22 protein-coding genes are annotated in these 21,374 nt (G+C 70.6%); 12 read left to right on the forward strand and 10 right to left on the reverse strand.

The annotated features are described in order from the left end of the window. From ACTOWL_RS23480 to ACTOWL_RS23490, 3 genes are all read left to right on the forward strand, one after another. On the forward strand, positions 1 to 422 hold a 422-nt coding region (locus tag ACTOWL_RS23480; RefSeq protein WP_441323701.1), incomplete at its 5' end, for a PLP-dependent transferase. Positions 423 to 573: 151 nt separating this feature from the next. Then, a complete protein-coding gene (locus ACTOWL_RS23485; RefSeq protein WP_441323702.1) occupies positions 574 to 855 on the forward strand; it encodes a hypothetical protein in 282 nt (93 codons plus the stop codon). 107 nt (positions 856 to 962) lie between these two features. Further along, the gene (locus tag ACTOWL_RS23490) at positions 963 to 1,304 is read left to right on the forward strand and encodes a hypothetical protein (RefSeq protein WP_441323703.1); all 342 of its coding nucleotides are present in this window, start codon (positions 963 to 965) and stop codon (positions 1,302 to 1,304) included. A 7-nt stretch (positions 1,305 to 1,311) separates the two neighbouring features. Here the strand turns inward: ACTOWL_RS23490 and ACTOWL_RS23495 are convergent, their stop codons facing one another. Beyond that, complete coding sequence (locus ACTOWL_RS23495; RefSeq protein ID WP_441323704.1) at positions 1,312 to 2,178, reverse strand: phosphotransferase family protein; 867 nt, start codon at positions 2,176 to 2,178, stop codon at positions 1,312 to 1,314. Between the two features lie 63 nt (positions 2,179 to 2,241). Here ACTOWL_RS23495 and ACTOWL_RS23500 point away from each other — a divergent pair, with 63 nt between their 5' ends. Beyond that, positions 2,242 to 2,580, forward strand: coding sequence for a GFA family protein (locus ACTOWL_RS23500; RefSeq protein ID WP_441323705.1), 339 nt, complete (start codon positions 2,242 to 2,244; stop codon positions 2,578 to 2,580). A 92-nt stretch (positions 2,581 to 2,672) separates the two neighbouring features. Here ACTOWL_RS23500 and ACTOWL_RS23505 read toward each other — a convergent pair whose 3' ends face one another. The 3 genes from ACTOWL_RS23505 to ACTOWL_RS23515 all read right to left on the reverse strand — a co-directional run bounded on the left by ACTOWL_RS23505 (position 2,673) and on the right by ACTOWL_RS23515 (position 5,706). Further along, positions 2,673 to 3,608, reverse strand: coding sequence for a DUF1186 domain-containing protein (locus ACTOWL_RS23505; protein ID WP_441323706.1), 936 nt, complete (start codon positions 3,606 to 3,608; stop codon positions 2,673 to 2,675). Between the two features lie 26 nt (positions 3,609 to 3,634). Then, positions 3,635 to 4,696 (reverse strand): dipeptidase, encoded by a 1,062-nt coding sequence (locus ACTOWL_RS23510; RefSeq protein WP_441323707.1) that lies wholly within the window; start codon positions 4,694 to 4,696, stop codon positions 3,635 to 3,637. 95 nt (positions 4,697 to 4,791) lie between these two features. Further along, on the reverse strand, positions 4,792 to 5,706 hold the full coding sequence (locus tag ACTOWL_RS23515) for a LysR family transcriptional regulator (protein WP_441323708.1): 915 nt from the start codon (positions 5,704 to 5,706) through the stop codon (positions 4,792 to 4,794). A 117-nt stretch (positions 5,707 to 5,823) separates the two neighbouring features. On the opposite strand from ACTOWL_RS23515, the gene ACTOWL_RS23520 reads away from it, so the two are divergent. Genes ACTOWL_RS23520 through ACTOWL_RS23530 form a run of 3 tightly spaced genes read left to right on the forward strand, consistent with a single transcriptional unit; the run spans position 5,824 to position 7,931 of the window. Next, positions 5,824 to 6,537 (forward strand): SDR family oxidoreductase, encoded by a 714-nt coding sequence (locus tag ACTOWL_RS23520; RefSeq protein ID WP_441323709.1) that lies wholly within the window; start codon positions 5,824 to 5,826, stop codon positions 6,535 to 6,537. Between the two features lie 23 nt (positions 6,538 to 6,560). Then, the gene (locus ACTOWL_RS23525; RefSeq protein WP_441323710.1) at positions 6,561 to 7,091 is read left to right on the forward strand and encodes an ester cyclase; all 531 of its coding nucleotides are present in this window, start codon (positions 6,561 to 6,563) and stop codon (positions 7,089 to 7,091) included. A 45-nt stretch (positions 7,092 to 7,136) separates the two neighbouring features. Beyond that, positions 7,137 to 7,931 carry an SDR family NAD(P)-dependent oxidoreductase gene (locus ACTOWL_RS23530; RefSeq protein ID WP_441323711.1) on the forward strand — a complete coding sequence of 265 codons (795 nt, stop codon included), beginning with the start codon at positions 7,137 to 7,139 and terminating at the stop codon, positions 7,929 to 7,931. On the opposite strand, the gene ACTOWL_RS23535 is transcribed toward ACTOWL_RS23530, so the two are convergent. Next, positions 7,850 to 8,812 (reverse strand): helix-turn-helix domain-containing protein, encoded by a 963-nt coding sequence (locus tag ACTOWL_RS23535; RefSeq protein WP_441323712.1) that lies wholly within the window; start codon positions 8,810 to 8,812, stop codon positions 7,850 to 7,852. The genes ACTOWL_RS23530 and ACTOWL_RS23535 overlap by 82 nt on opposite strands. Before the next feature lie 131 nt (positions 8,813 to 8,943). On the opposite strand from ACTOWL_RS23535, the gene pobA reads away from it, so the two are divergent. Further along, positions 8,944 to 10,116 (forward strand): 4-hydroxybenzoate 3-monooxygenase, encoded by a 1,173-nt coding sequence (pobA, locus tag ACTOWL_RS23540; protein ID WP_441323713.1) that lies wholly within the window; start codon positions 8,944 to 8,946, stop codon positions 10,114 to 10,116. 59 nt (positions 10,117 to 10,175) lie between these two features. Next, positions 10,176 to 10,475, forward strand: coding sequence for a hypothetical protein (locus tag ACTOWL_RS23545; protein ID WP_441323714.1), 300 nt, complete (start codon positions 10,176 to 10,178; stop codon positions 10,473 to 10,475). Positions 10,476 to 10,673: 198 nt separating this feature from the next. On the opposite strand, the gene ACTOWL_RS23550 is transcribed toward ACTOWL_RS23545, so the two are convergent. From ACTOWL_RS23550 to ACTOWL_RS23570, 5 genes are all read right to left on the reverse strand, one after another. Continuing rightward, positions 10,674 to 12,287 carry a GMC family oxidoreductase gene (locus tag ACTOWL_RS23550; protein WP_441323715.1) on the reverse strand — a complete coding sequence of 538 codons (1,614 nt, stop codon included), beginning with the start codon at positions 12,285 to 12,287 and terminating at the stop codon, positions 10,674 to 10,676. A 10-nt stretch (positions 12,288 to 12,297) separates the two neighbouring features. Further along, a complete protein-coding gene (locus ACTOWL_RS23555) occupies positions 12,298 to 13,515 on the reverse strand; it encodes a mandelate racemase/muconate lactonizing enzyme family protein (RefSeq protein ID WP_441323716.1) in 1,218 nt (405 codons plus the stop codon). Beyond that, a complete protein-coding gene (locus tag ACTOWL_RS23560; RefSeq protein WP_441323717.1) occupies positions 13,512 to 14,807 on the reverse strand; it encodes an MFS transporter in 1,296 nt (431 codons plus the stop codon). The genes ACTOWL_RS23555 and ACTOWL_RS23560 overlap by 4 nt, the downstream gene beginning before the upstream one ends. 48 nt (positions 14,808 to 14,855) lie before the next feature. After that, positions 14,856 to 16,286 (reverse strand): aldehyde dehydrogenase family protein, encoded by a 1,431-nt coding sequence (locus ACTOWL_RS23565; RefSeq protein WP_441323718.1) that lies wholly within the window; start codon positions 16,284 to 16,286, stop codon positions 14,856 to 14,858. A 201-nt stretch (positions 16,287 to 16,487) separates the two neighbouring features. Further along, positions 16,488 to 17,390, reverse strand: a complete 903-nt coding sequence (locus ACTOWL_RS23570) for a LysR substrate-binding domain-containing protein (RefSeq protein ID WP_441323719.1) — start codon at positions 17,388 to 17,390, stop codon at positions 16,488 to 16,490. A gap of 258 nt (positions 17,391 to 17,648) precedes the next feature. On the opposite strand from ACTOWL_RS23570, the gene ACTOWL_RS23575 reads away from it, so the two are divergent. From ACTOWL_RS23575 to ACTOWL_RS23585, 3 genes are read left to right on the forward strand one after another with little or no spacing between them, the layout of a single operon-like run. Further along, complete coding sequence (locus ACTOWL_RS23575) at positions 17,649 to 19,037, forward strand: MFS transporter (protein WP_441323720.1); 1,389 nt, start codon at positions 17,649 to 17,651, stop codon at positions 19,035 to 19,037. A gap of 35 nt (positions 19,038 to 19,072) precedes the next feature. Further along, positions 19,073 to 19,558: a MarR family winged helix-turn-helix transcriptional regulator gene (locus tag ACTOWL_RS23580; RefSeq protein WP_441323721.1), complete on the forward strand. Its 486-nt coding sequence runs from the start codon at positions 19,073 to 19,075 to the stop codon at positions 19,556 to 19,558. A gap of 6 nt (positions 19,559 to 19,564) precedes the next feature. Continuing rightward, positions 19,565 to 21,277 carry a thiamine pyrophosphate-requiring protein gene (locus tag ACTOWL_RS23585; protein ID WP_441323722.1) on the forward strand — a complete coding sequence of 571 codons (1,713 nt, stop codon included), beginning with the start codon at positions 19,565 to 19,567 and terminating at the stop codon, positions 21,275 to 21,277. Positions 21,278 to 21,374: the final 97 nt, after the last annotated feature.

The following is a 21,374-nucleotide window of genomic DNA, read 5'->3' on the forward strand; positions in this document are numbered from 1 at the left end:
GGCTGCTGCTGCGCGGCATGCGCACCCTGGTGCCGCGGGTGCGCCAGGCCTCGGCCACGGCGCTGGCGATCGCCGAGCATTTCCGCGGCCACGAGCTGGTCTCGGCCGTGCTCTATCCCGGGCTGGACGATGCGCCGGGCCATGCGGTCGCCGCCCGCCAGATGCAGGGCGGCTTCGGCGGCATGCTGTCGGTCCGCGTCAAGGCCGGCGCTGCGGCGGCCATCGCCACGGCGGCCAGGGTCGAGCTGTGGAAGCGCGCCACCTCGCTGGGCGGGGTCGAGAGCCTGATCGAGCACCGCGCCAGCGTCGAGGGCCCGACCAGCCCGGTGCCCGACGACCTGCTGCGCCTGTCCGCCGGCATCGAGGACCCGGCCGAGCTGATCGCCGACCTGGAGCAGGCGCTACGGGCCGCGGTGGCCTGAGCCCGAGGCTCTGGTGCAGCCCACCTTCTCCGTCATGGCGAGCCCCCTCCACCGGCATTCCCGTTCCGCTCTCGCCGACAGGGTGTTGCGGAACGCCGGAACAAATCGCTGCCCCATGTCTTTTGTGAAGACCATGCTGACGGCAGAGCGAATGACCAACGACGGCCGGAGCCTCGCGCAGACGCTGCACTTCTGGTTCCGCATCCAGGGCCAGAACTGGGAGGACGGGTTTCCGCCCAGCCCGGAGGAGACATGCTGGATCTCCCTGGCGATGGTGGCGGCGCGGCAGGGCAGCCTGGGGCGGACTCAGGAATGCATTCTGCACGCGATCCTGCAGGACCGCGACCCGCCGCCGGAGACCGGGGACTACAGTCTCGCCAGCTTCCGGCGCGACCTCTCCGCCTTCCAGACGCGATATCTCGACAGCCACTAAAATCCCTGGAAAATCCGTGGGATAAATTATTCGCAAGGGTCCGCTTCCGGGTTGCCAAATGTCCCGATCCAAGGGATCGTGGACCGTTGATTTCCGGGAGGCCCATGATGGATCGGCCGACGCGCATCGTTCCACCGATCCGCTTCACCTCGACCGAGGGCGACGAGGCTTCGATCGCCGCCGCCACCACGCTGGTCGAGCATCTCGACGCCCTCTACGACACGCTGCTCGACCCCAGGCGCCGGGAAGCACATGTCGCCGGCACGCTGCGGACCAAGCATCTCGACACCATCGAGCGGCTGCTGTTCCGGGTGACCGACGAGATGGGCCGCGGCGCGCCGCAGCTCAGCGATGCGCTGCGGACCCAGGCGGCGCTGCTGATCGGCCAGTACCGGCCGACGGACACGCCGGCTCGGGCCGGCCGGAGCGAGGACCGGCCGGCGCTCTGACCTCCCCTTAGAAGCGGTCCGCCGTCGCCACCCATTCCGCGAAGCTGCGGACCATCGTCGGCACATGCTCGGGATCGTCGGCGAGCTCGGCCAGCTCCCACAGGCGGTGCATGCCGGTCAGGATGGCGATCCGCCGGCGGTCGAGCCCGCGCCCGGTCAGCGCCTCATACGCCGAGACGAGCCGGGCGGTGAGGTCGGGCGAGACGAAGCTCGAATAGATGAACTCCTGGTGCAGCGGCCCGAGGCCGGAATCCGCGAAGTCGTAGATGCCGTTGAGCCGCTGCCGGCCGTGGTCGAACGCCATGTTCCAGCCATGCCCGTCGAAGAAGCCGTAGATCGTCCCGTGCGGATCGGGCGGCAGCCGGTCATAGGCCGCGAGCACGCGCTCCGCCGCCGGGCGCAGCTCCGGCGTCAGGGCCGGCAGGGCCTTGGCGCCGATCCCTTCCGCCGTCCCCCAGGCTTCGGGCTCGGCGCCGGCAGCCGCCATCCGCCCGCGATCGAGCCGGTGCAGCTCGGCGTAGAAACCCGCCAGATCCTCGGCGAGCCGCCGGCGGGCCTCCTCGGGAAGCCCGGCGTAGTGCGCCGTCAGCAGATGCTCGCCCGGGATCTTGACGTGCCGGGAGAACAAGGGCGGCCCCTCCGCGAGCACGAGGTCGGGGACCGGCAGCGACACCGCGGGCCGGATCACGGCCAGCAGCGCGGCCTCCTTGCGCAGCCGCCCTGCCGCCGCCTCATGGCGCGGGAACTTGAAGACCAGGCCGTCCGCCTCGACCGCCGTCGAATCCCAGCTCTCCGCCATCAGCCGGAAGGGAGATGTGGCGAGGTCCGGGAAGGCGCGAAGGATCGCGGCGCGATACCGATCGATAGCCGTCATCAGGCTTTCCTGCGAAGCACGGGACCGCCAGTATCATGGAAACGATGATCGTGGGAGGGGTCGATGATCGAGGCATCCTGCCATTGCGGCGCCGTCCGCATGGAGATCGACACGCCGCCGGAGGAGGTGACGCGCTGCGACTGCTCGATCTGCCGCAAGCTCGGCGTGCTCTGGGCCTATTACGCGCCGCAGCAGGTCCGCCTGACCGCCGCCCGGAACGCCACCCTGGTCTATCTGTGGAACCGCATGGCGCTCGAATTCCACACCTGCCGGACCTGCGGCTGCACCACCCATTGGGCGCATGTCGACCGCTTCTATCACCGCATGGCGGTGAATGCGCGGCTGATGGAACCGGCGGTGCTGGCCGCGGCCAGGGTGCACGAGCTGACCGACACGGGTTGAGAAACCGTTCGAAAACGCTCCTGGCGCGGCCGTCTGACGGCGCACTCGAAGCTTCCGGTGCTCACGGATTTTCAGTGCGCCACGAGGCGAGGCTAATTCGCCTCCTTCGCCAGGCAGCACTTCTTGTACTTTTTGCCGCTGCCGCATGGGCACGGGTCGTTGCGGCCGACATCCCGCATCGGATTGACCGCAGGTTCGCCATACGTGATGGATGGCCATCCGTGGGGGACCAGTGGATCCTCGAGATCGTCGTCCGGCTCCTCCCCTCTCGCGCGCCGTGCCCGGTATTCCTTCGAGAAGCCGTACCAGGTCGACAAGGTGCCGACCGTGTCCATGAACGGCATCAGGCGGTTAGCGATGAAGCCAGCCTTCCGCTCAGGGTCGTCGAGCGTTTGCCTCAGATCGTCGCGGAAGTCATCAACATCCATCATTCCCACCGGAACCAGGAAGTCGTCGATCAGCCGCTCCGCCGTCGCCGCCAGGTCCTCATAGCCCAGGGACGAAACTGCCGTCGTCCAGCCCATCCAGACGGCATTGTCGTCCCGAGGCTGCATGTGCTCGGAGAGATGCAGCAGATAGGCCCTCATCTCCTCATGCGAGATCGCGCCCATGCGGCAGTGATAGGCCAGGGCCTCGAACGCGGCCTCGCGCACGAATTCGTCGGCGGCGGCATCCTCGATCACCGCCTTCAGCGGCGAGAGATCGCCGTCGAAGGTGCCGATCAGGATCCGGTCGAGCGTCTCGGTGATGGCTTCGCCGAGAATCCGCCTCGTGGCCTCACTGTCCCGGATCAGGCGGCAGAGGCACGGGAAAGCGCGTGTCTCCATCCTCTCGCCGAGGAGATGGATGATGAAGAAGAGGGCATTCCCGGTGTCCTCGGAACGACCATCGCCGTCGGCGTAGCGTTCCATCAACTCGATAAACCGCGGCCCGGCCTCGTCCCAATGATCTACTGCCCAGTTCAGGGCGCCCACGGGCAGAACCCCGTCCGCGGCCGCGAAATCGCGGATCACGTCGGCCACGGTCATGGCGGTCCGTTCTTCAGACATCGTAATCACCCGCCCCAGCTGCGCTCCAGCACCCCGAACCAGTTCTCGGTGCCGAGCTTGCGCAGCAGCGCGTCGTCGTAGCCATGGGCGCGCAGCGCCTCGAACAGCCGCGGCAGGCCGGCCGCGTCCTTGATCGCCGCGGGCACGGTGGCGCCGTCGTAGTCGGAGCCCATGCCGACCCCGTCCTCGCCCAGCCGCTCGATCAGCGCGTCGAGGTGCCGGATCATGATCTCGAGATCGGTGTCGGCGTTCATCGACCCGTCCGGCCGCAGGAAGGCGGTGGCGAAGTTGAGGCCGACCATGCCGCCGCTCTCGCGGATCGCGTCGAGCTGCCGGTCGGTCAGGTTGCGCGCATGCGGGCAGACCGAATGGGCGTTGGAATGGGTCGCGACCAGCGGTGCCGTCGACAGCGCCGCCACGTCCCAGAACCCCTTCTCGTTCAGATGCGACAGGTCGATCAGGATGCGGCGCTCGTTGCACATCCGCACCAACTCGCGCCCGGCATCGGTCAGGCCCGGGCCGGTGTCGGGCGAGCTCGGGAACTTGAACGGCACGCCGTGGCCGAAGGCGTTCGGCCGGCTCCAGACGATGCCGAGCGAGCGGAGGCCGGCGGCGTAGAGCAGGTCGAGCATGCGGAAATCGGTGTCGATCGCCTCGCAGCCCTCGATGTGGAACACCGCGGCCAGCGAGTCCCGCGCGATCGCGGCGCGGATCTCGGCCACGCTGCGGCAGACGCTGAGGCCCCCGGCCCGTTCCAGCCGCAGCAGGATCGAGGCCATCGCCGTGGTCGAGGCCTGGGCCTCGGCCGGCCCGAGCTCCGGCGGCAGCTGCACGGCATAGCTGCCGCCCTGCATCCGGTCGATCGAGCCGGAGGAGTGCGGCGACGGCGGGAAGATCGCGAACATACCGCCGACAAAGCCGCCCTTCCGCGCCCGCGGCAGGTCGAGATGGCCGGTCGCCGTGCCGTCGATGAAGGCGGTTTCGGCCGACGCGGCGTGGGACTTCAGCAGACGCAGCAGGACGTCATTGTGCCCGTCGAAGACAGGGATCAGCGCAGGCTCGGTCATCAGGAGTCCATCATCTCGGGAGCGCGGCCGCGGGTCGGCCGGATGTCCGCAAGTTGAGCAGCCCCGGCGCACCCTGGCAAGGCGTCAGGATCGGGTCACGGTTCGCCCAGCCGCCGGGCCGCCACGCGCAGCTCGGCGCCCAGCACATCCAGGAAGGCACGGGTCTTCGGGGCCAGGTGCCGGGCCGAGGGGAACACCGCCTGGATCGGCGCGGCCGGCGACGGATGGTCCTCGAGCACCCGGACCAGGCGTCCCGCGGCCAGATCCTCCGCCACATACCAGATCGACTTCAGCACGATGCCGGCGCCGGCCAGCGCCGCCTCATGCGCGACCTCGCCGTCATTGCTCATGATCGCGCCGGAGACGGCGACATCGACCGGCGACCCGTCCGGCCCGGCGAAGGTCCAGACGGTCATCGGCGGATCGCCATAGACAATGCAGGCATGGCCCGCCAGATCCCGCGGCGTCGCCGGGCGCCCGCGCCGGGCGAGATAGTCCGGGGAGGCGCAGGCCACCCGCCAGTTCGGCGCCAGTTCCCGCACCATCAGGCCGCTATCGGGCAGCACCGCCTGGCGGATGGCGAGGTCGATTCCGTTCTGCACCAGGTCCAGCACGGAATCGGTGGCCGTCACCTGCACCCGGACCTCCGGACAGGCTGTCTGGAAACGGGCCAGGATCGGCGCGATCTGGCGGCGTGCGAAGGCGGCGGTCGTGGTCACCCGCAGCAGGCCGCGCGGCCGGCCGTCGCCGCCCATCGCCTCCTGCGCAGCCTCCAGCTCCGCCAGGATGCGCAGCGCCCGCTCATGGAAGGCGGCGCCCTCCTCGGTCAGGCTGAGCCGCCGGGTGGTGCGCTGCACCAGCCGGGCGCCGAGGGCCGCCTCGAGCCTGGCCAGCCGCTTCGACACCACGGCCAGCGACAGGCCGAGGTCGCGCGCCGCCGCCGACAGGCTGCCGGAGGCGGCGATGCGGGCGAAGACGGCGATGTCCGACAGGTTCTCGATCTGGCCCATTCTCAACGATCCGGAAAGAGTGGCTTTCTGAGGCAGAGTATTATTTCCGAAGCGCAGAAGATCCAGATCTTCCGCAACGCCGGGCCGGCTGGCCCGGTCAATCAGGAGAAGACGGACATGAACAGTCTCGCAGGCCAGCGCGTGCTGGTGGTCGGCGGCAGTTCGGGGATCGGCCTGGCCACGGCGCAGGCGGCGGCCGGGCTGGGCGCGACGGTCACCGTGGCCTCGCGGTCGCAGGACAAGGTCGACGCCGCGGTCGCCGCGATCGGCGCCGGCAGCGTGGGCCGGGTGCTCGACACCACCTCGGACGCCTCCGTCGAGGCCTTCTTCGCCGACGGAACGGTCTACGACCATGTCGTGGTCTCGGCGGCCCAGACCAAGGTCGCGGCGGTGCGCGAGCTGCCGCTGGCCGACGCCTTCGCCTCGATGAACTCGAAGTTCTGGGGCGCCTATCGCATCGCCCGCGCCGCCACGATCCGCGACGGCGGGTCCCTGACCCTGGTCACCGGCGTGCTGGCCATCCGGCCGCGCAAGGGCGCCGCGATCCAGGGCGCGATCAATGCCGGGCTGGAGGCGCTGGCCCAGGGCCTCGCCCTCGAGCTGGCGCCGGTGCGGGTCAACACGGTCTCGCCCGGGCTGGTGGCGACGCCGCTCTACGACCGCATGGCCGATGAGGCGCGGCAGGCGATGTATGACCGCGCTGCCGCGACCCTGCCGGCCGGGCTGGTCGGCCAGCCCGAGCACATCGCGACCCAGATCCTCGCCTTCATCACCAACCCTTACGCCACCGGCAGCACCGCCTATATCCATGGCGGCAGCGCCCTGGTCTGACAGACTGACAGGAGAGTTCGACCATGTCGTCACGATGGATTTGCCTGGCGCTGGGGGCGGCCCTGATTGTCGCCGGCCACGCCTATGCCGACGATACCCTGCCGACGCCGAAGCAAGTGACGGTGGCGCAAGGGCTGGGCGACGCAGAAGCCGCGGCGCTGCTGCTGCCGGCGCGGCGCTACTACGCCTTCTGGAACACCGGCGAGGAGCGCTACGCCAAGGAGGCGCTGGCGCCGGACTTCACCGACCTTGACCCACCGCCGGGCCGGCCGCAGGGGCCGGAGGGACCGCTGGTCGCCTCGCGCGGCTTCCGCCAGGCCGTGCCCGACCTGGCGATGACCGTCGAGGCGGCCTGGGTGGTCGGCGACCAGGTGATCAGCCGGCTGCATTTCACCGGGCACTTCACCGGGCGCTTCCGCGACAAGGCCGGCGACGGCCGCGCCATCGCCTTCGACGCGATCGACATGTACACCATCCGGGACGGGCGCATCGCCACGAACTGGCACCTCGAAGACAACCTGACTCTGCTGACACAGCTCGGCGTCATCCAGTAAGGGTAGGGCCTCAGGCCCCTCCCCCGCGCATCACGGAGTCCAGACGTGAAGATCGACCTATCGGGCAAGACCGCCCTCGTCACCGGCTCGACCACAGGGATCGGCTTCGCCATCGCCCAGGGCCTCGCGGCCGCCGGCGCCGAGGTGATCGTGAACGGCCGCAGGCCCGCCGCGGTGGCGGAGGCGATCGAGCGGATCGGGCAGGCCGTGCCCGGCGCCGCGCTGCGCGCCGCCGTGGCCGACGTCTCGACCGCCGCGGGCTGCGCCGAGCTGATCGCGGCGGTGCCGGAGGTCGACATCCTGGTCAACAATGTCGGCATCTTCGAGATGAAGGAGTTCTTCGACATCCCGGACGAGGACTGGGTCCACATCCTCGACGTCAACGTCCTGTCCGGCGTCCGACTGTCGCGCGCCTATCTGAAGGGCATGCTGGCGCGGAACTGGGGCCGGGTGGTGTTCATCTCCTCCGAATCCGGCCTGAACATCCCGGTCGAGATGGTGCATTACGGCGTCACCAAGACGGCGCAGATCGCCCTCGCCCGCGGCCTGGCCAAGCTGACCCGCGGCACCGGCGTCACCGTCAACTCGGTGTTGCCCGGCCCGACCATGACCGACGGGGTCAAGGCGTTCCTGCGCGAGATGGCCGCGGAGTCCGGCAAGTCGATCGACGAGACCGCGACCGAGTTCGTCCGCACTCACCGCCCGACCTCGATCATCGGCCGCATGGCGGCGCCGGAGGAGATCGCCAACATGGTGGTCTATGCCGTCTCGCCCCAGGCCGCGGCCACCAACGGCGCGGCGCTGCGGGTGGACGGGGGCGTGCTCGACGCGCTGACCTGATCTCTTACGACCTGGCCATCGCCGCCGCGGCGGAATTCGCGCGGCGACCGGCCGGTCTCCCGGGTGAACAGCCGCGAGAAATAGGCCGGGTCGTTGAAGCCGAGGGTGTAGGCCGCCTCGGCCACCGAGACATTGGTGTAGAGCAGCAGGCGCTTGGCCTCGAGCAGCAGCCGGTCCTGGATCAGCCGGGCCGGCGGCGCGCCCGCCACCCGGCGGCAGGCGGCCCAGAGCTGCTTCGGGCTGACCGCCAGGGCGCGGGCATAGTCCTCGACCTCGTCATGGGCGCGGTAGCGCTGCTCGATCCGCTCGCGGAACCGGGCCACCAGCAGCGCCTGCGGGCCCGGCGCCGCCGTCTCCCCGCCCCCGGCCTGCGGCGCCAGGCGCAGCACCTCGACCAGGATGCCGACCAAGAGGGCCTCCACCGCCGCGGCGCGGCCGGGCGCCAGCCAGGCCAGCTCGCGCGACAGCCGGCCCAGGCTGGCCAGGATGAAGCCCTGGTCGACGACCGGGATCACGGCCGGGGCAGCGAAAAGCGGCCGGAACTCAGGCTCGCGCCGCAGCAGCTCGCGCAGAGTGGTGTCCGACACGGTCAGGACGGAGCCGACCGTCTCCGGCTCGAAGTCGAAGCCGTGCACCACCCCGGCCGGCATCAGCAGCAGGCAAGGCGCCGGCAGCCGGATCGACTGCCCCTCGGCCCGGACCGCGCCGCCGCCGCGGGTGAAGTGGAAGACATGGTTCAGATTGGCATGGGCATGGGGCCGGATGGTCCAGCCGCTGGGCCGGCTGCGATCCGCCAATGCCTCCAAATGCAGGAACCGGTCGTCGACCGTCCGCGGCGCCTCGCCATAGAGGAAGAAGTTGGGAATCGCTGGTGCCTGCATGGCGGTCCTGCCCCTTGAGCGCCAGCTTCGGACGACCGGCACGGGAAGAAATGTCCAAGTTTTCCGAGGCCGCGTCCATGGCTTTCCTCGCCGGCGGGGCTAGCCTTCCGGGGAACGACAGGCGAGGGCCCATGCGCACCCAGATCGCGATCATCGGCGCCGGACCGGCCGGGATGGTCCTGGCCCATCTGCTGCACCGCGCCGGCATCGACGCCGTGGTCGTGGAGCGCCGCAGCCGCGACTATGTCGAGGGCCGGGTCCGCGCCGGGGTGCTGGAGCAGGGAACGGTCGACCTGCTGGACCGGCTGGGCCTGGCGGATCGCCTGCGCCGCGAAGGCCTGCCCCATGCCGGCACCAACCTGGCGGTCGACGGCGAGATGTTCCGCATCGACATGCAGGCCCTGACCGGGTCCTGCATCACCGTCTATGGCCAGCAGGAGGTGATGCGCGACCTGTTCGACGGCGCCGAGGCGCGCGGCCTGACGGTGGTGTTCGAGGCCGGGGATGTGGCGCTGCACGATATCGACAGCGACCGGCCCCGCGTCACCTGGCAGCAAGACGGCGTCGAGCAGCGCCTGGACTGCGACTTCATCGCCGGCTGCGACGGCTTCCACGGCGTCAGCCGCGGCTGCATCCCGGAGGGGGTGCGGCGGGAGTTCGAGCGGGTCTACCCCTTCGGCTGGCTGGGCGTGCTGGCCGACGTGCCGCCGGCCGCCCACGAGCTGATCTACGCCAATCACGAGCGCGGCTTCGCTTTGGCCAGCATGCGGTCGGCCCAGCGCAGCCGCTACTACGTGCAATGCCCGCTGGACGACCGGATCGAGGATTGGCCGGACGACCGGTTCTGGGACGAGGTGTGCCTGCGCCTTGGCCCGCAGGCGGCGGCCGGGGTGGTGCGTGGCCCGGCCTTCGAGAAGAGCATTGCGCCGCTGCGCAGCTTCGTGTCCGAGCCGATGCGCCACGGCCGGCTGTTCCTGGCCGGCGACGCCGCCCACATCGTGCCGCCGACCGGCGCCAAGGGGCTGAACCTGGCGGTGTCGGACGTGGTCATGCTGGCCGAGGCCTTCGGCGAATTCTACGGCGAGCATTCGGCCGCCGGGATCGACGGCTACTCCGCCCGCGCTTTGGCCCGGGTGTGGAAGGCGGAGCGCTTCTCCTGGTGGTTCACCGGCCTGACCCACCGCTTCCCCGACACCGGCCCGCTGGAGCGCCGGCTGCAGCGGGCGGAGCTGGACTACATCCGCGGCTCCCGCGCCGCCCAGACCGTGCTGGCCGAGAACTATGTCGGGCTGCCGCTGGTCTAGGCCGACGGCCGCCGGCACTATGATCTGCTATGATCGTGCCATCGTGACGGGGAAGCATGATGAGCGAGAACGAGGCAAACATAGACAATGCGGTCATGTGTCCCCGTTGTCGGACCGTCGTGACCTGGCCGTCGTCGCTCAGTGATGGCGACAAGTCGTCGATCGCGCAGACAGCGCGTTTCAACGCGCTTGAGGGCACGAAGCGGCTACATGACCAATTCGGACTCGACTTGAGGCAAGCCAAGGGCGCGGCCTTGCACATCACGCGTATTCCCGGCCAGTGCCACCGCTGCAAAGCACCGGTGTCCGGCGCCATCTCTGTCTGCCCGAACTGCCGTTCGGCCAATCTGGACTGGTAGCAGCGCCGGGCTGCTCTGATCTTTGCCAAGGTGATTTGGCGTTGCCTCTCCCGCTTGCGGGAGAGGTCGGAGACGCGAAGCGGCTCCGGGTGAGGGCCCTTTGTCGAGGCCGGGGCCCGCCCTCACCCGGTCGTCCTGCGGACGCCCGACCTCTCCCGCCAAGCGGGAGAGGCAACGCGAAGGGCTGGTTCCGCGCCCCTACCCCGCATCCGCCAGGATCATCGCGGCGCCCTTCTCGGCCACCATCATGGTGGGGGCGTTGATGTTGCCGGCGGTGATGTTGGGGAAGACCGAGGCGTCGACCACGCGCAGGCCGAGCAACCCATGCACCCGCAGCCGGGCGTCGACCACCGAAGTCGCCGCGTCCGGCCCCATCGCGCAGCTGCCGCACAGATGGTAGATCGAGCCGCTGTTGGCGCGGAACCAGTCCAGCAGCGCCGCGTCGCTCTCGGCCCCGGCGGAGGGCGGCATCTCCTCCACCGTGATCGCGGCGGCGCTCGGCGCCGCCATGATCCGGCGCGCCAGGCGGCTGCCCTGCAACACCTCCTCGATGTCGCGGTCGGTCGACAGGTAGTTCGGCCGGATCTTCGCCGCCGCCGCCGGGTCGGGCGAGGCGATGGCGATCTCGCCCCGGCTGGTCGGCCGGCACGAGTTGAAGGCCAGCAGGAAGCCCGGATAGGGCTCCGGCTTCAGCCCGGCCTTCGGGCTGTCCGGGATGCGGTAGGACAGCGGGTTGAAATACATCTGGATGTTCGGCCGCGCCTCGCCCGGCGCGCCGCGGAAGAAGCCGCCCGCCTGGTTGACGCTCATGGCGAACGGGCCCTTGCGGGTCAGCAGGTATTGCAGCCCCAGCCGAGCCTGGCCGAACAGGCTGCCGAAGGTGCCGTTGAGGGTCGGCACGCGCGAGCGGTAGTAGAAGCTGGCGCAGAGATGGTCCTGCAGGTTGCGGCCGACCGCCGGCAGGTGATGCGCCACCGCCACCCCGGCCCCGGCCAGAAGCGCGCCGTCGCCGATGCCGGACAGCTGCAGCAGCTTCGGCGTGTCGACGGCGCCGGCGGCCAGGATGACCTCGCGCCGCGCCGTCACGATCCGGGTCTCCGACCCCTGCCGGATCTCGACGCCGGTGGCGCGGCCGGTGTCGTCCAGCACCACCCGCAGGGCCTGGGCGTCGCGCTCGACCGTCAGGTTGCGGCGGCCCAGCGCCGGGTGCAGGTACTCGAAGCTGGAGGACGACCGCTGCCCGTTTCGGGTGTTGACGTCGTAGACGCCGGCACCCTCGATCGACGCGCCGTTGAAGTCGCCACTCTCCGGCAGCTGCAGCTCGCGGCAGGCGGTGAGATAGGCGTCGGTCACCGCATGGGTGGCGCCGCGCATCGGCGTGACATGGATCGGCCCGTCGCCGCCATGCCAGTCCGAGGCGCCGCCGGCATGGCTCTCCAGCCGGCGGAACTGCGGCAGCACGTCGTCATAGGCCCAGCCGGGATTGCCGGCCGCGGCCCAGTCGTCGAAATCGGCCGCGGCGCCGCGCACGAACACCATGGCGTTGATCGAACCGGAGCCGCCCTGCACCTTGCCGCGCGGGACGTAGATGCGCCGGCCGCCCAGCGCCGCCTCCGGCTCCGACCAGTACATCCAGTTGACCCGCGGGTTGTAGTAGCTGCGGGCGTAGCCGACCGGGATGCGGAACCAGAAGGAATCGTCGCGGCCGCCGGCCTCGAGCAGCAGCACGCTGTGGCGGCCGCTCTCGCTCAGCCGCGCCGCCAGGATGCAGCCGGCCGAGCCGGCGCCGACGATGACGTAGTCGTGGGTCATGGATCGGCTCTCAGCCCCGCGCGGGTGCGAACTGCTTCACGTCGGCCGGCTCGGACGCCATCTGCAGGTGCAGCCGGTCGCCGGTGTAGGGCGAGTGCTTCGCCACCACGTCCAGGTTCAGCTCGACACCCAGCCCGGGCTCGCGCGACGGGATCAGGTAGCCGTCGTCGAAGGTCAGGGGCGTCTTCAGGATCTCGCCGTGGAAGCCGCCGTAGTCGAGGATCGATTCCTGGATCAGGAAGTTCGGCGAGGCCGCGCCGACCTGGATGCTGGCGGCGGCGACGACCGGGCCGCAATACACATGCGGCGCGATCTGGGCGTAGTAGGCCTCGGCCATGCTGGCGATCTTCTTGGTCTCCAGGATGCCGCCGACCCGGCCGATATCGGGCTGCAGGATCGAGGCGGCGCCGAGCTCCAGCACCCGCTGGAACTCGTATTTGGTACACAGCCGCTCGCCGGTCGAGATCGGGATCGAGGTCGCGCGCGCCACCTCGGCCATCGCCGCCTCCTGCCCCGGCGGCACCGGCTCCTCGAACCACAGCGGGTCGTACTTCTCCAGCCGCTTGGCCAGGCGGATGGCCGAGGACGGCACCATCTGGCCGTGGGTGCCGAACAGCAGGTCGGCACTGCTGCCCACCGCCTCGCGCACCTTGCGGCAGAAGGTCTCGCAGCGGTCGAGCACGCCGAGCGAGATCTGGTGCCCGGAATAGGCGGTGTAGGGGCCGGCCGGGTCGAACTTCACCCCGGTGAAGCCCATCCTGACCATCTCGACCGCGCATTCGGCGGCCAGGTCGGGGTCGTTGAAGTCGAACTCCCCGGCCGCGTTCTTCGGGTAGAGATAGGTGTAGGCGCGCAGCTTCTCGTGCACCAGCCCGCCCAGCAGGTCGTAGACCGGCCGGCCGGCCGCCTTGCCGATGATGTCCCAGCAGGCCATTTCCAGCCCCGAGACGATGCCCATCATCGTCGGGTCGGGGCGCTGGGTGAAGCCGCTGGAATAGGCCGACCGCCAGAACCGCTCGACCCGGTGCGGGTCGTGGCCCAGCAGGTGGCGCTCGAACACGTCGTCGATCAGCGGCACCATCGCCTGGGGGTGGAAGGCGGTCGAGTAGATCTCGCCGACGCCCTCGATGCCGTCATCGGTCTTCAGCTGCACGAAGATCCAGTACATGCCCCCGATATGCGGCGGCGGGACGGCGACGACATGGGTCTGGAGCGATGCGATCTTCATGCGGAGGCCTTTCGCTTGAGCCGGATCATGAGGCAGGCCGTGGCCAGGGCGCCGAGGACGCAGATCACGGCGACGTAGCCGAAATAGATCTGGTAGCCGGCGATGCCCGGGTAGCGGTCGACGATGATGCCGTTGACGATGGGAAGATACGTGTCCGGCGCGTAGCCGACGAGCGAGATGATGCCGATGGCGAGGCCGGTGATCTCCGGCGGCACGCCGCATTCGTCGAGGATCGCCCAGTACAGGCCGCGGATGGCGTAGGTCAGCAGGCCGGCCAGCAGCAGGAAGCCGATCAGCACCGCCGAGGAGCCGATGCCGGGCAGCGCGATCATGCCGACCAGGGCCACCGCCGCCAGCACCAGCGACCAGAACAGCACCCGGCTGGTGGAGAAGCGATCGCCCAGGAAGCCGCCGCCGATGCCGCCCACCGGACGCAGCCACAGCTTGACCGTGACGATGAAGCCGGCCGCGGCAGCGGAGAGGCCGAAGCCGCCCTCCTGCAGGTAGCCGGAGAAGCTGTAGGTGGCGAGGAAGACGTGGTAGCCGCAGAAGATGATCGCCGCCACCAGCCAGACCTCGGGGATGCGCAGCAGCGCCTTGAGGTCGGCGATGGTGTCGCGCTTGGCCCGCACCTCGCGCTCGCCGCGGACCGCGCCGCGCGACGCCAGCCCGTAGGCGACGCCGACGACGAGGCAGGCCACGGCGTACATCAGCACCACGTCGCGGAACCCGGCGGCCAGGCCGGCGCCGCGGGTCTCGGTGGCGTAGACGAACAGGGCGATGGCCAGGCTGGCCAGCACCGCCTCGACCAGGCCGCGGCCGCCGTCCAGCACGCCGAAGAAGCGGCCCTGCTCGGTGTGGCCGGCGATCAGCTTGACCTGCTTCAGCGTCGCCGCCCAGAAGGTCAGGCCGGTGGTGATGCCGAAGCCGCAATAGATCACCAGGAGCGCGGTGAAGCCCGGCAGGGCGGCGTACCACAGGCCCAAGAGCCCGGTGCCGAGCAGGGAGAAGATGATCAGCAGCCGCGGCTGGATCCGGTCGGCCAGCCAGCCGCTGGGCAGGTAGCTGACCAGGAAGCTGGTGCCGAGGATCGAGTACAGCACCCCGAGCTCGGTGTTGTTGATGCCCAGCACCTCCAGCATCGTCGTCTGGTAGACCTGACGCAGGTAGAGGATCGGATAGATCGCGCCGGCCGCCAGCACGATCAGCGCCAGCTGCAGGTAGCGCGACCGCGCGCTGGGCAGGGCCGCCTGTGCCGCAAGCCCGGGGCCTGGTTGGACGATGGATGCCATGAACGGCTCCTCCCGATGATTTTCTTGTTCGGTGTGGGCGGCGGCCCGTCAGTGCTTGAGGATGACGAGCCGCGTCTGGGTGAATTCGAGCATGCCGTGCTTGCCGTCGTCGCCGCCGAGGCCGGAGCGTTTCCAGCCGGCGTGGAAGCCCTGGTAGGGATCGGCCGGGAAGCGGTTGACGTAGAGCTCGCCCGCCTCGATGGCGTCGGCGAAGCGCATCACGGTGCGGTAATCCTCGGTGAACAGCACCGAGGTCAGGCCGAACTGGTGGTCGTTGGCCAGAGCCAGCGCCTGGGCAGCGTCGCGATACGGCAGCATCGCCAGCACCGGGCCGAACACCTCCTCGCGGATGATCTCCATCTCCTGCCGGCAGCCGGACAGCAGGGTCGGCGGGTAGAAGAAGCCGTCGCCGTCCGGCAGCACGCCGCCGGCCTCCAGCACCGCGCCCTCGGCCACGGCGCGCTCGACCAGGCCGTGGACATGCGTCCTGGCCGCGGCGGTGGCCAGCGGGCCCATGCGGTCCGGGTCGACCGACCGGTCGCCGAAGCCGCGGGCGCGAAAAGCCTGGCGCAGCCGGTCCAGCAGCGCGTCGTGGATGCTCTCATGGGCGTAGAGCCGCTCGGCCGCGGTGCAGACCTGGCCGCAATGCGTGGTCTTGGCCGCGACGATGCGGGCCGCGACCTCGTCCAGGTCGGCGTCCGGCTCGACGATCACCGGGGTCTTGCCGCCCAGCTCCAGCGACGGCCTGGCGATGTTGGCCTTGCAGTAGTCCAGCACCGTGCGCCCGGCGCCGACGCTGCCGGTCAGCGTGATCATGCCGACGGCCGGCTGGGTGCACAGCACCCGCGCCGTCTCATGCGTCATCGCCATGATGCTGACCAGCCCGGGCGGCAGCCCCGCCTCCGCCTCCGCCACCGCCTCGGCGATGGCGAAGGCCGAGGTCGGGGTGCTGTTGCTGGGCCGGACCACCACGGCGTTGCCGGCGATCAGGGCCGGCGCGATCTTCCGCACCAGCGTGTAGACCGGATAGTTGAACGGGATCAGGCAGGCGACGACGCCGATCGGCTCGCGCTTCAGCAGCAGTGTCTCGTTCGGCGTGTCGCTGGGGATCACCTCGCCCTCGATGCGCCGGGCCCATTCGGCGTGGTAGCGCATCAGCTCGGCGGCATAGACCGCCTCGGCCGTGGCGTCGGCCAGGCTCTTGCCGGATTCCTGCGCCAGGGCGGCGCCGATCGCGCCGGCCCGCGCCTCGATCTCCGCGGCCAGCCGGCGCAGCGCGTCGCCGCGCTGGATCGACGGCAGCTTCCCCCAGGCCTTCTGCGCCGCCGCCGCGGCCACCACGGCCGCCACCGCCTCGGCCTCCGTCGCCGCGGGCACGGTGGTGAAGACCCGTCCGGTGGCGGGGTTGCGCACCTCGATCACCGCATTGGAGGACGGCGCCGCGAAGCGGCCGGCGATGAAGTTCTGATGATGCGTCATGGTCGGATCCGAGGGCGCGCCCGGGCGCATTCCGGCCGTCTTCGGCGCGGCGCATCCGGAGCGATGGGCCAGGGAGAGGGGCGCTGTTATCGCCAGTCCTCCCGAGGCCGGCGGCGCCGCTGTCGATGGCTGCGAGTGAACCGTGCCGGCGCACTCGGCGCAAACGACTTGTTCTTGGGCAAAGCATTCCGAAAGGGAATGTTACGACCCCGCCCCCTCGATCTCCGCCGTCAGCCACGCTCGGAACATGGCGACATTGGTGCTGTCCTCCTGCTCCGCCCGGGTCACCAGCCAGTAGGATTCATGGCCCTCGACCTCGACGTCGAGCAGTTGGACCAGGCGGCCCGAAGCCAGTTCGCGTTCGACCATGAAGCGGTCGACCACCGACACGCCCAGCCGGTCGCAGGCCGCCTCGATGGCGAGGTCCAGCAGGTCGAACTCCAGCCCGCCGCGGGTGTCGACCTCGTCCAGCCCGGCGGCGTTCAGCCAGTGCCGCCAGGTCAGATAGCGCCGGTCGTCCGAGGCCAGGACATGCAGGAAGGTGAAGCGCGACAGCTCGACCGGCCGGTCACGGTCGACACCCTGCAGCAGTGCCGGGGCGCAGACGGCGATGTGCCGCTCGGTCATCAGCCGCGTCGCCTTCAGCATCGGCCATTCGCCGTCGCCGAAGCGGATGGCGCAGTCCAGCAGGCCGCGCTCGGCCAGGGTGTCCGACAGTTTGGTGCCGAGGCTGACGTCGAGATCCGGATGGGCGCGGCGCAGGCCGGGCAGCCGCGGCATCAGCCAGCGCCGGGCGAAGGTCGGCGGCACGTTGATCCGCAGCCGGTTGCGGTTGCCCTTCTCCTCGATACCGCGCACCGCCAGCTCGACCTCGTGGAAGGCGTGCTGCAGCGCCTCGAACAGCTGCACGCCGGCTGCGGTCAGCTCCAGCCGATGATGGCGGCGCACCAGCAGGTCGGCGCCGAGCTGCTCCTCCAGGTGCCGCACCTGCCGGCTGACGGCGCTCTGGGTCAGGTTCAGCCGCTCCGCCGCCCGGGTGAAGCTGCCGGTCTGGCCAACCACCTCGAAGATCCTCATGGCGGTCAAGGCGGGGAGTCTGCGCATCGGGGTCTCGGCGGGTCGCGAACGCCGCATGGTACAGCACCGCGCCGCGGATTGGCGTCCGCTCGACGGCGTTTGCCGATTCCAGATAGTTGGTATTGCTACCATCTTGTCAGCAGGGCCGATCGAGCGCAGGATCATGCGCGAAGAGATCCGGGCGAAGCCGGGCCACACCAGACAGGGAGGATCTGCGATGCGCATCCGCGCCGCTCTTGCAGCCTTGCCCCGCCACGCGAATTGCCGGACGGCCGGAGGTTCGGCATGACCGCCCCGACCGCCGATATCGGCGAGATCCTCGACCAAGGCCCGTGGACCGCGTTCCAGAAGGCGATCGTCTTCCTGGCGGCGCTGTCGATCGTGCTCGACGGCTTCGACGGCCAGCTGATCGGCTTCGCCATCCCGGTGCTGATCAAGGAATGGGGCGTCAGCCGCGGCGATTTCGCGCCGGTGGTCGCCGCCGGCCTGGTCGGCATGGCGATCGGCAGCGGCTTCGCCGGCTATGTCGCCGACCGCCTCGGCCGGCGCATCGCCATCATCGGCAGCGTCTTCGTCTTCGGCGCCGCTACCTGCGCCATCGGCCTGTCGACCGACCTGTTCATGATCGGCGCGCTGCGCTTCGTCGCCGGCCTCGGCATCGGCGGCGCCCTGCCCAGCGCGACCACCATGGCGGCGGAATACACGCCGGCGCGGCGGCGGACCATGGCGGTGACCGCGACCATCGTCTGCGTGCCGCTGGGCGGCATGCTGGCGGGCCTCTATGCCGGCCATGTGCTGCCGACCCTGGGCTGGCGCGCCCTGTTCTTCATCGGCGGCGCCCTGCCCCTGATCTTCGGCGTCGTCCTGCTGCTGGCCCTGCCGGAATCGCCGCGCTTCCTGGCCCGCCGCCCGGCCCGCTGGCCGGAGCTGGCCGGGCTGCTGCGGCGGATGGCGCGGCCGGCGACGCCCGACACGGTGTTCACCGACCGGCGCGAGCAGCGGATCGAGCAGCGCGGCGGCCTGCCGGCGCTGTTCGAGCCCGGCCGGCGCCGCGACACCGTGGCGATCTGGATCTCGTTCTTCCTGTGCCTGATGGCGGTCTACACCGCCTTCAGCTGGCTGCCGACCATGCTAACCTCGGAGGGGCTGGATGTCGGCGTCGCCGGCCAGGGCCTGACCGCCTACAATCTCGGCGGCGTGTTCGGCGCCCTGATCTGCGCCCTGGCCATCACCCGCTGGGGCTCGCGCTGGCCGCTGGTGCTGTGCTGCCTCGGCGGGGCCGCCAGCGCCGTCCTGCTGCAGGCCGTGCCGACCGCCGCCACCGGCCTGCTGATCTTCGGCCTGGCCATGCACGGGCTGTTCGTCAACGCCGTGCAGTCGACCATGTTCGCGCTGACCGCCTATGTCTATCCGACCAATGTGCGCGCCACCGGCACTGCCTCCGCCCTCGCCTTCGGCCGCTTCGGCGCGATCCTCAGCGCCTTCGTCGGCGCGGCGGCGATCACGGCGGGCGGCGCCGCGGCCTATCTCGGCATCCTCGGCCTCGCCATGGCCGGCTGCCTGGTCAGCCTGTGGCTGGTGCGCAACCACATCCCGCATCCCGGCCGCGCCGGCCCGGCCGAGGCGCCCGCGCCACGGCCCTCCTTGCAAGGATCGGCGGAGCGGCCATCCTGACAGGCCTGTGCCTTCCGCAACCGGAGAGACCGTCCGTGCCCGATGCCGCCCCCTTGTCCCCGCCCGCCCAGATCCGGCTCGGCTGGCTCGACGGTGCCGTCGCCTATCATCTGCGGCTGGCGCAGGCGGCCTCGTTCCAGGCCTTCGCCGAGCTGGCCGGCGAGACCGGGCTGCGGCCGGGGCGCTACGCCGTGCTGCAGCTGATCCACGACAATCCGGGGGTCGGCCAGACAGCGCTGAGCCGGGCGGCCGGGCGGGACAAGACCACCCTGACCCCGATGCTGAACGACCTGGAGCGGCGCGGCCTGATCACCCGCACGCCGCACCCGACCGACCGGCGCGGCCGGATGCTGCGGCTGACCGAGGCGGGCGAGGTTGCCCGGGCCCGGCTGGCGGACTGCGCCAAACGCCACGACGCCCGGCTCGACGCCCTCCTCGGGGCGAAGGACAAGGCGGAGCTGATCCGCATGCTGCGCCTGATCACCACGGCCCTGGACCGCGACCCGACGCAAGAGGACTGATCCCGCATGTACAGCGCCAGCAGCGCCTTCCTCGACGCCCTGGTCGAAGCCGGCGTCTCCTACATCTTCGCCAATCTCGGCAGCGACCACCCGGCGCTGGTCGAGGCGATCGCCGAGGCCCGCGCCGCCGGCCGGCCGATCCCCGAGGTGATCACCTGCCCGAACGAGATGGTGGGCCTCAGCGCCGCGCACGGCTTCTGGCAGGCCAGTGGCGTGGCCCAGGCGGTGGTGGTGCATGTCGAATGCGGCACCCAGGCGCTGGCCGGGGCGGTGCACAACGCCGCCAAGGGCCGGGCGCCGGTGCTGATCTTCGCCGGCGCCTCGCCCTTCACCCAGCATGGCGAGCTGCGGGGCAGCCGCAACGAGTTCATCCAGTGGATCCAGGACGTGCACGACCAGCGCGGCCTGGTGCGCGGCTACATGCGCTACGACGCCGAGCTGCGCACCGGCCGCAACGTCAAGGAGATCGTGCATCGCGCCCTGCAATTCGCGAACTCCGACCCCAAGGGCCCGGTCTATTTGATGGGCGCCCGCGAGGTGATGGAGGAGGAGGTGCGGCCGCTGCCGGACGACCGGGCCGCCTGGCGCCCGATCGAGCCCGCCGCCCTGCCGCCCCGGGGCGTGGCGGTGATCGGCGCGGCGCTGTTGGGGGCGAAGCGGCCGCTGGTCGTCACCTCGTTCGTCGGCCGCAACCCGGCCGCGGTGGCGCCGCTGGTCGCGCTGTGCCGGCGGCTGGGCATCGGTGTGCTGGACTCGGTGCCGAACGCGATGAACTTTCCGCATGACGACCCGCTGTACCAGGGCAATCAGTGGAACCAGCCGCGGCAGAACCCGGTGCTGGCCGAGGCCGACGTCATCCTGGTGGTCGACAGCGACGTGCCGTGGATCCCGACCGTGTCCAAGCCGGCCGAAGGCGCCCGCATCCTGCACATCGACATCGACCCGCTGAAGCAGCAGATGCCGCTGTGGCACATCGCGGCCGAGGGCGTCTTCCGGGCTGATGCGGAAACCGCGCTGCAGCAGATCCATGGCTGGCTCGACGGCCAGGCCATCGACGCCGCTTCGGTGCGCGAGCGGACCGCCCACTACGCCGGGCTGCACGCCGCCCGGGCCGAGGCGCTGGCGGCGCTGGAGCAGCGGCCGGCCGGCGCCGTCACCGCGGAATACCTGGTCGGCCGGCTGCGCGCCCTGGCCGGCACCGATGCGCTGTTCCTGAACGAGGGCATCTCGCACTACCACACCGTGTTCGACCATCTGGCGCCGACCCGGCCGGGATCGATCGTCACCAGCGGCGGCGGCTCGCTCGGCTGGAACGGCGGCGCCGCGATCGGCATCAAGCTGGCCCGGCCGGACGCCACCGTGATCGCCCTGACCGGCGACGGCTCCTACATGTTCACCGTGCCGTCCTCGGTGCATTGGATGGCGCGGCGCTACCAGGCCCCGTTCCTGCAGGTGATCTTCAACAACCGCGGCTGGAAGTCGCCGAAGCTGTCGACCCTGGCGGTGCATCCGGACGGCTTCGCCGCCCGCGCCAACCAGCTCGACACCTCGTTCGAGCCGGCACCGGACTATGTCGGCATCGCCGCGGCCGCCGGCGGCGCCTGGGGCCGGCAGATCCGCGACGCGGCCGAGGTCGACGACGCCCTGGCCGAGGCGCTGCGCGTGGTGCGGCAGGAGCGGCGCTGCGCCGTGCTGGACGTCTGGCTGGAGCATCACTAGAGCCGGCGCCGTCACGCCGCGGCGGGCCGGCTGTCATCACCCTGTCATGCTCCGCCTCTAAGGCAGCACCCGGCAGACCACACGCCGGGACAGTCTT

This window comes from Inquilinus sp. CA228 (genome assembly GCF_052078665.1).
Lineage (GTDB): Bacteria > Pseudomonadota > Alphaproteobacteria > DSM-16000 > Inquilinaceae > Inquilinus.

What these genes read in the sequence shown, in the direction of transcription:
- ACTOWL_RS23485 (WP_441323702.1), top strand. Translation starts at nt 574, where the DNA reads ATGACCAACGACGGCCGGAGCCTCGCGCAGACGCTGCACTTCTGGTTC.
- ACTOWL_RS23490 (WP_441323703.1), top strand. Translation starts at nt 963, where the DNA reads ATGGATCGGCCGACGCGCATCGTTCCACCGATCCGCTTCACCTCGACC.
- ACTOWL_RS23495 (WP_441323704.1), bottom strand. Translation starts at nt 2,178, where the DNA reads ATGACGGCTATCGATCGGTATCGCGCCGCGATCCTTCGCGCCTTCCCG.
- ACTOWL_RS23500 (WP_441323705.1), top strand. Translation starts at nt 2,242, where the DNA reads ATGATCGAGGCATCCTGCCATTGCGGCGCCGTCCGCATGGAGATCGAC.
- ACTOWL_RS23505 (WP_441323706.1), bottom strand. Translation starts at nt 3,608, where the DNA reads ATGACCGTGGCCGACGTGATCCGCGATTTCGCGGCCGCGGACGGGGTT.
- ACTOWL_RS23510 (WP_441323707.1), bottom strand. Translation starts at nt 4,696, where the DNA reads ATGACCGAGCCTGCGCTGATCCCTGTCTTCGACGGGCACAATGACGTC.
- ACTOWL_RS23515 (WP_441323708.1), bottom strand. Translation starts at nt 5,706, where the DNA reads ATGGGCCAGATCGAGAACCTGTCGGACATCGCCGTCTTCGCCCGCATC.
- ACTOWL_RS23520 (WP_441323709.1), top strand. Translation starts at nt 5,824, where the DNA reads ATGAACAGTCTCGCAGGCCAGCGCGTGCTGGTGGTCGGCGGCAGTTCG.
- ACTOWL_RS23525 (WP_441323710.1), top strand. Translation starts at nt 6,561, where the DNA reads ATGTCGTCACGATGGATTTGCCTGGCGCTGGGGGCGGCCCTGATTGTC.
- ACTOWL_RS23535 (WP_441323712.1), bottom strand. Translation starts at nt 8,812, where the DNA reads ATGCAGGCACCAGCGATTCCCAACTTCTTCCTCTATGGCGAGGCGCCG.
- pobA (WP_441323713.1), top strand. Translation starts at nt 8,944, where the DNA reads ATGCGCACCCAGATCGCGATCATCGGCGCCGGACCGGCCGGGATGGTC.
- ACTOWL_RS23545 (WP_441323714.1), top strand. Translation starts at nt 10,176, where the DNA reads ATGAGCGAGAACGAGGCAAACATAGACAATGCGGTCATGTGTCCCCGT.
- ACTOWL_RS23550 (WP_441323715.1), bottom strand. Translation starts at nt 12,287, where the DNA reads ATGACCCACGACTACGTCATCGTCGGCGCCGGCTCGGCCGGCTGCATC.
- ACTOWL_RS23555 (WP_441323716.1), bottom strand. Translation starts at nt 13,515, where the DNA reads ATGAAGATCGCATCGCTCCAGACCCATGTCGTCGCCGTCCCGCCGCCG.
- ACTOWL_RS23560 (WP_441323717.1), bottom strand. Translation starts at nt 14,807, where the DNA reads ATGGCATCCATCGTCCAACCAGGCCCCGGGCTTGCGGCACAGGCGGCC.
- ACTOWL_RS23565 (WP_441323718.1), bottom strand. Translation starts at nt 16,286, where the DNA reads ATGACGCATCATCAGAACTTCATCGCCGGCCGCTTCGCGGCGCCGTCC.
- ACTOWL_RS23570 (WP_441323719.1), bottom strand. Translation starts at nt 17,390, where the DNA reads ATGCGCAGACTCCCCGCCTTGACCGCCATGAGGATCTTCGAGGTGGTT.
- ACTOWL_RS23575 (WP_441323720.1), top strand. Translation starts at nt 17,649, where the DNA reads ATGACCGCCCCGACCGCCGATATCGGCGAGATCCTCGACCAAGGCCCG.
- ACTOWL_RS23585 (WP_441323722.1), top strand. Translation starts at nt 19,565, where the DNA reads ATGTACAGCGCCAGCAGCGCCTTCCTCGACGCCCTGGTCGAAGCCGGC.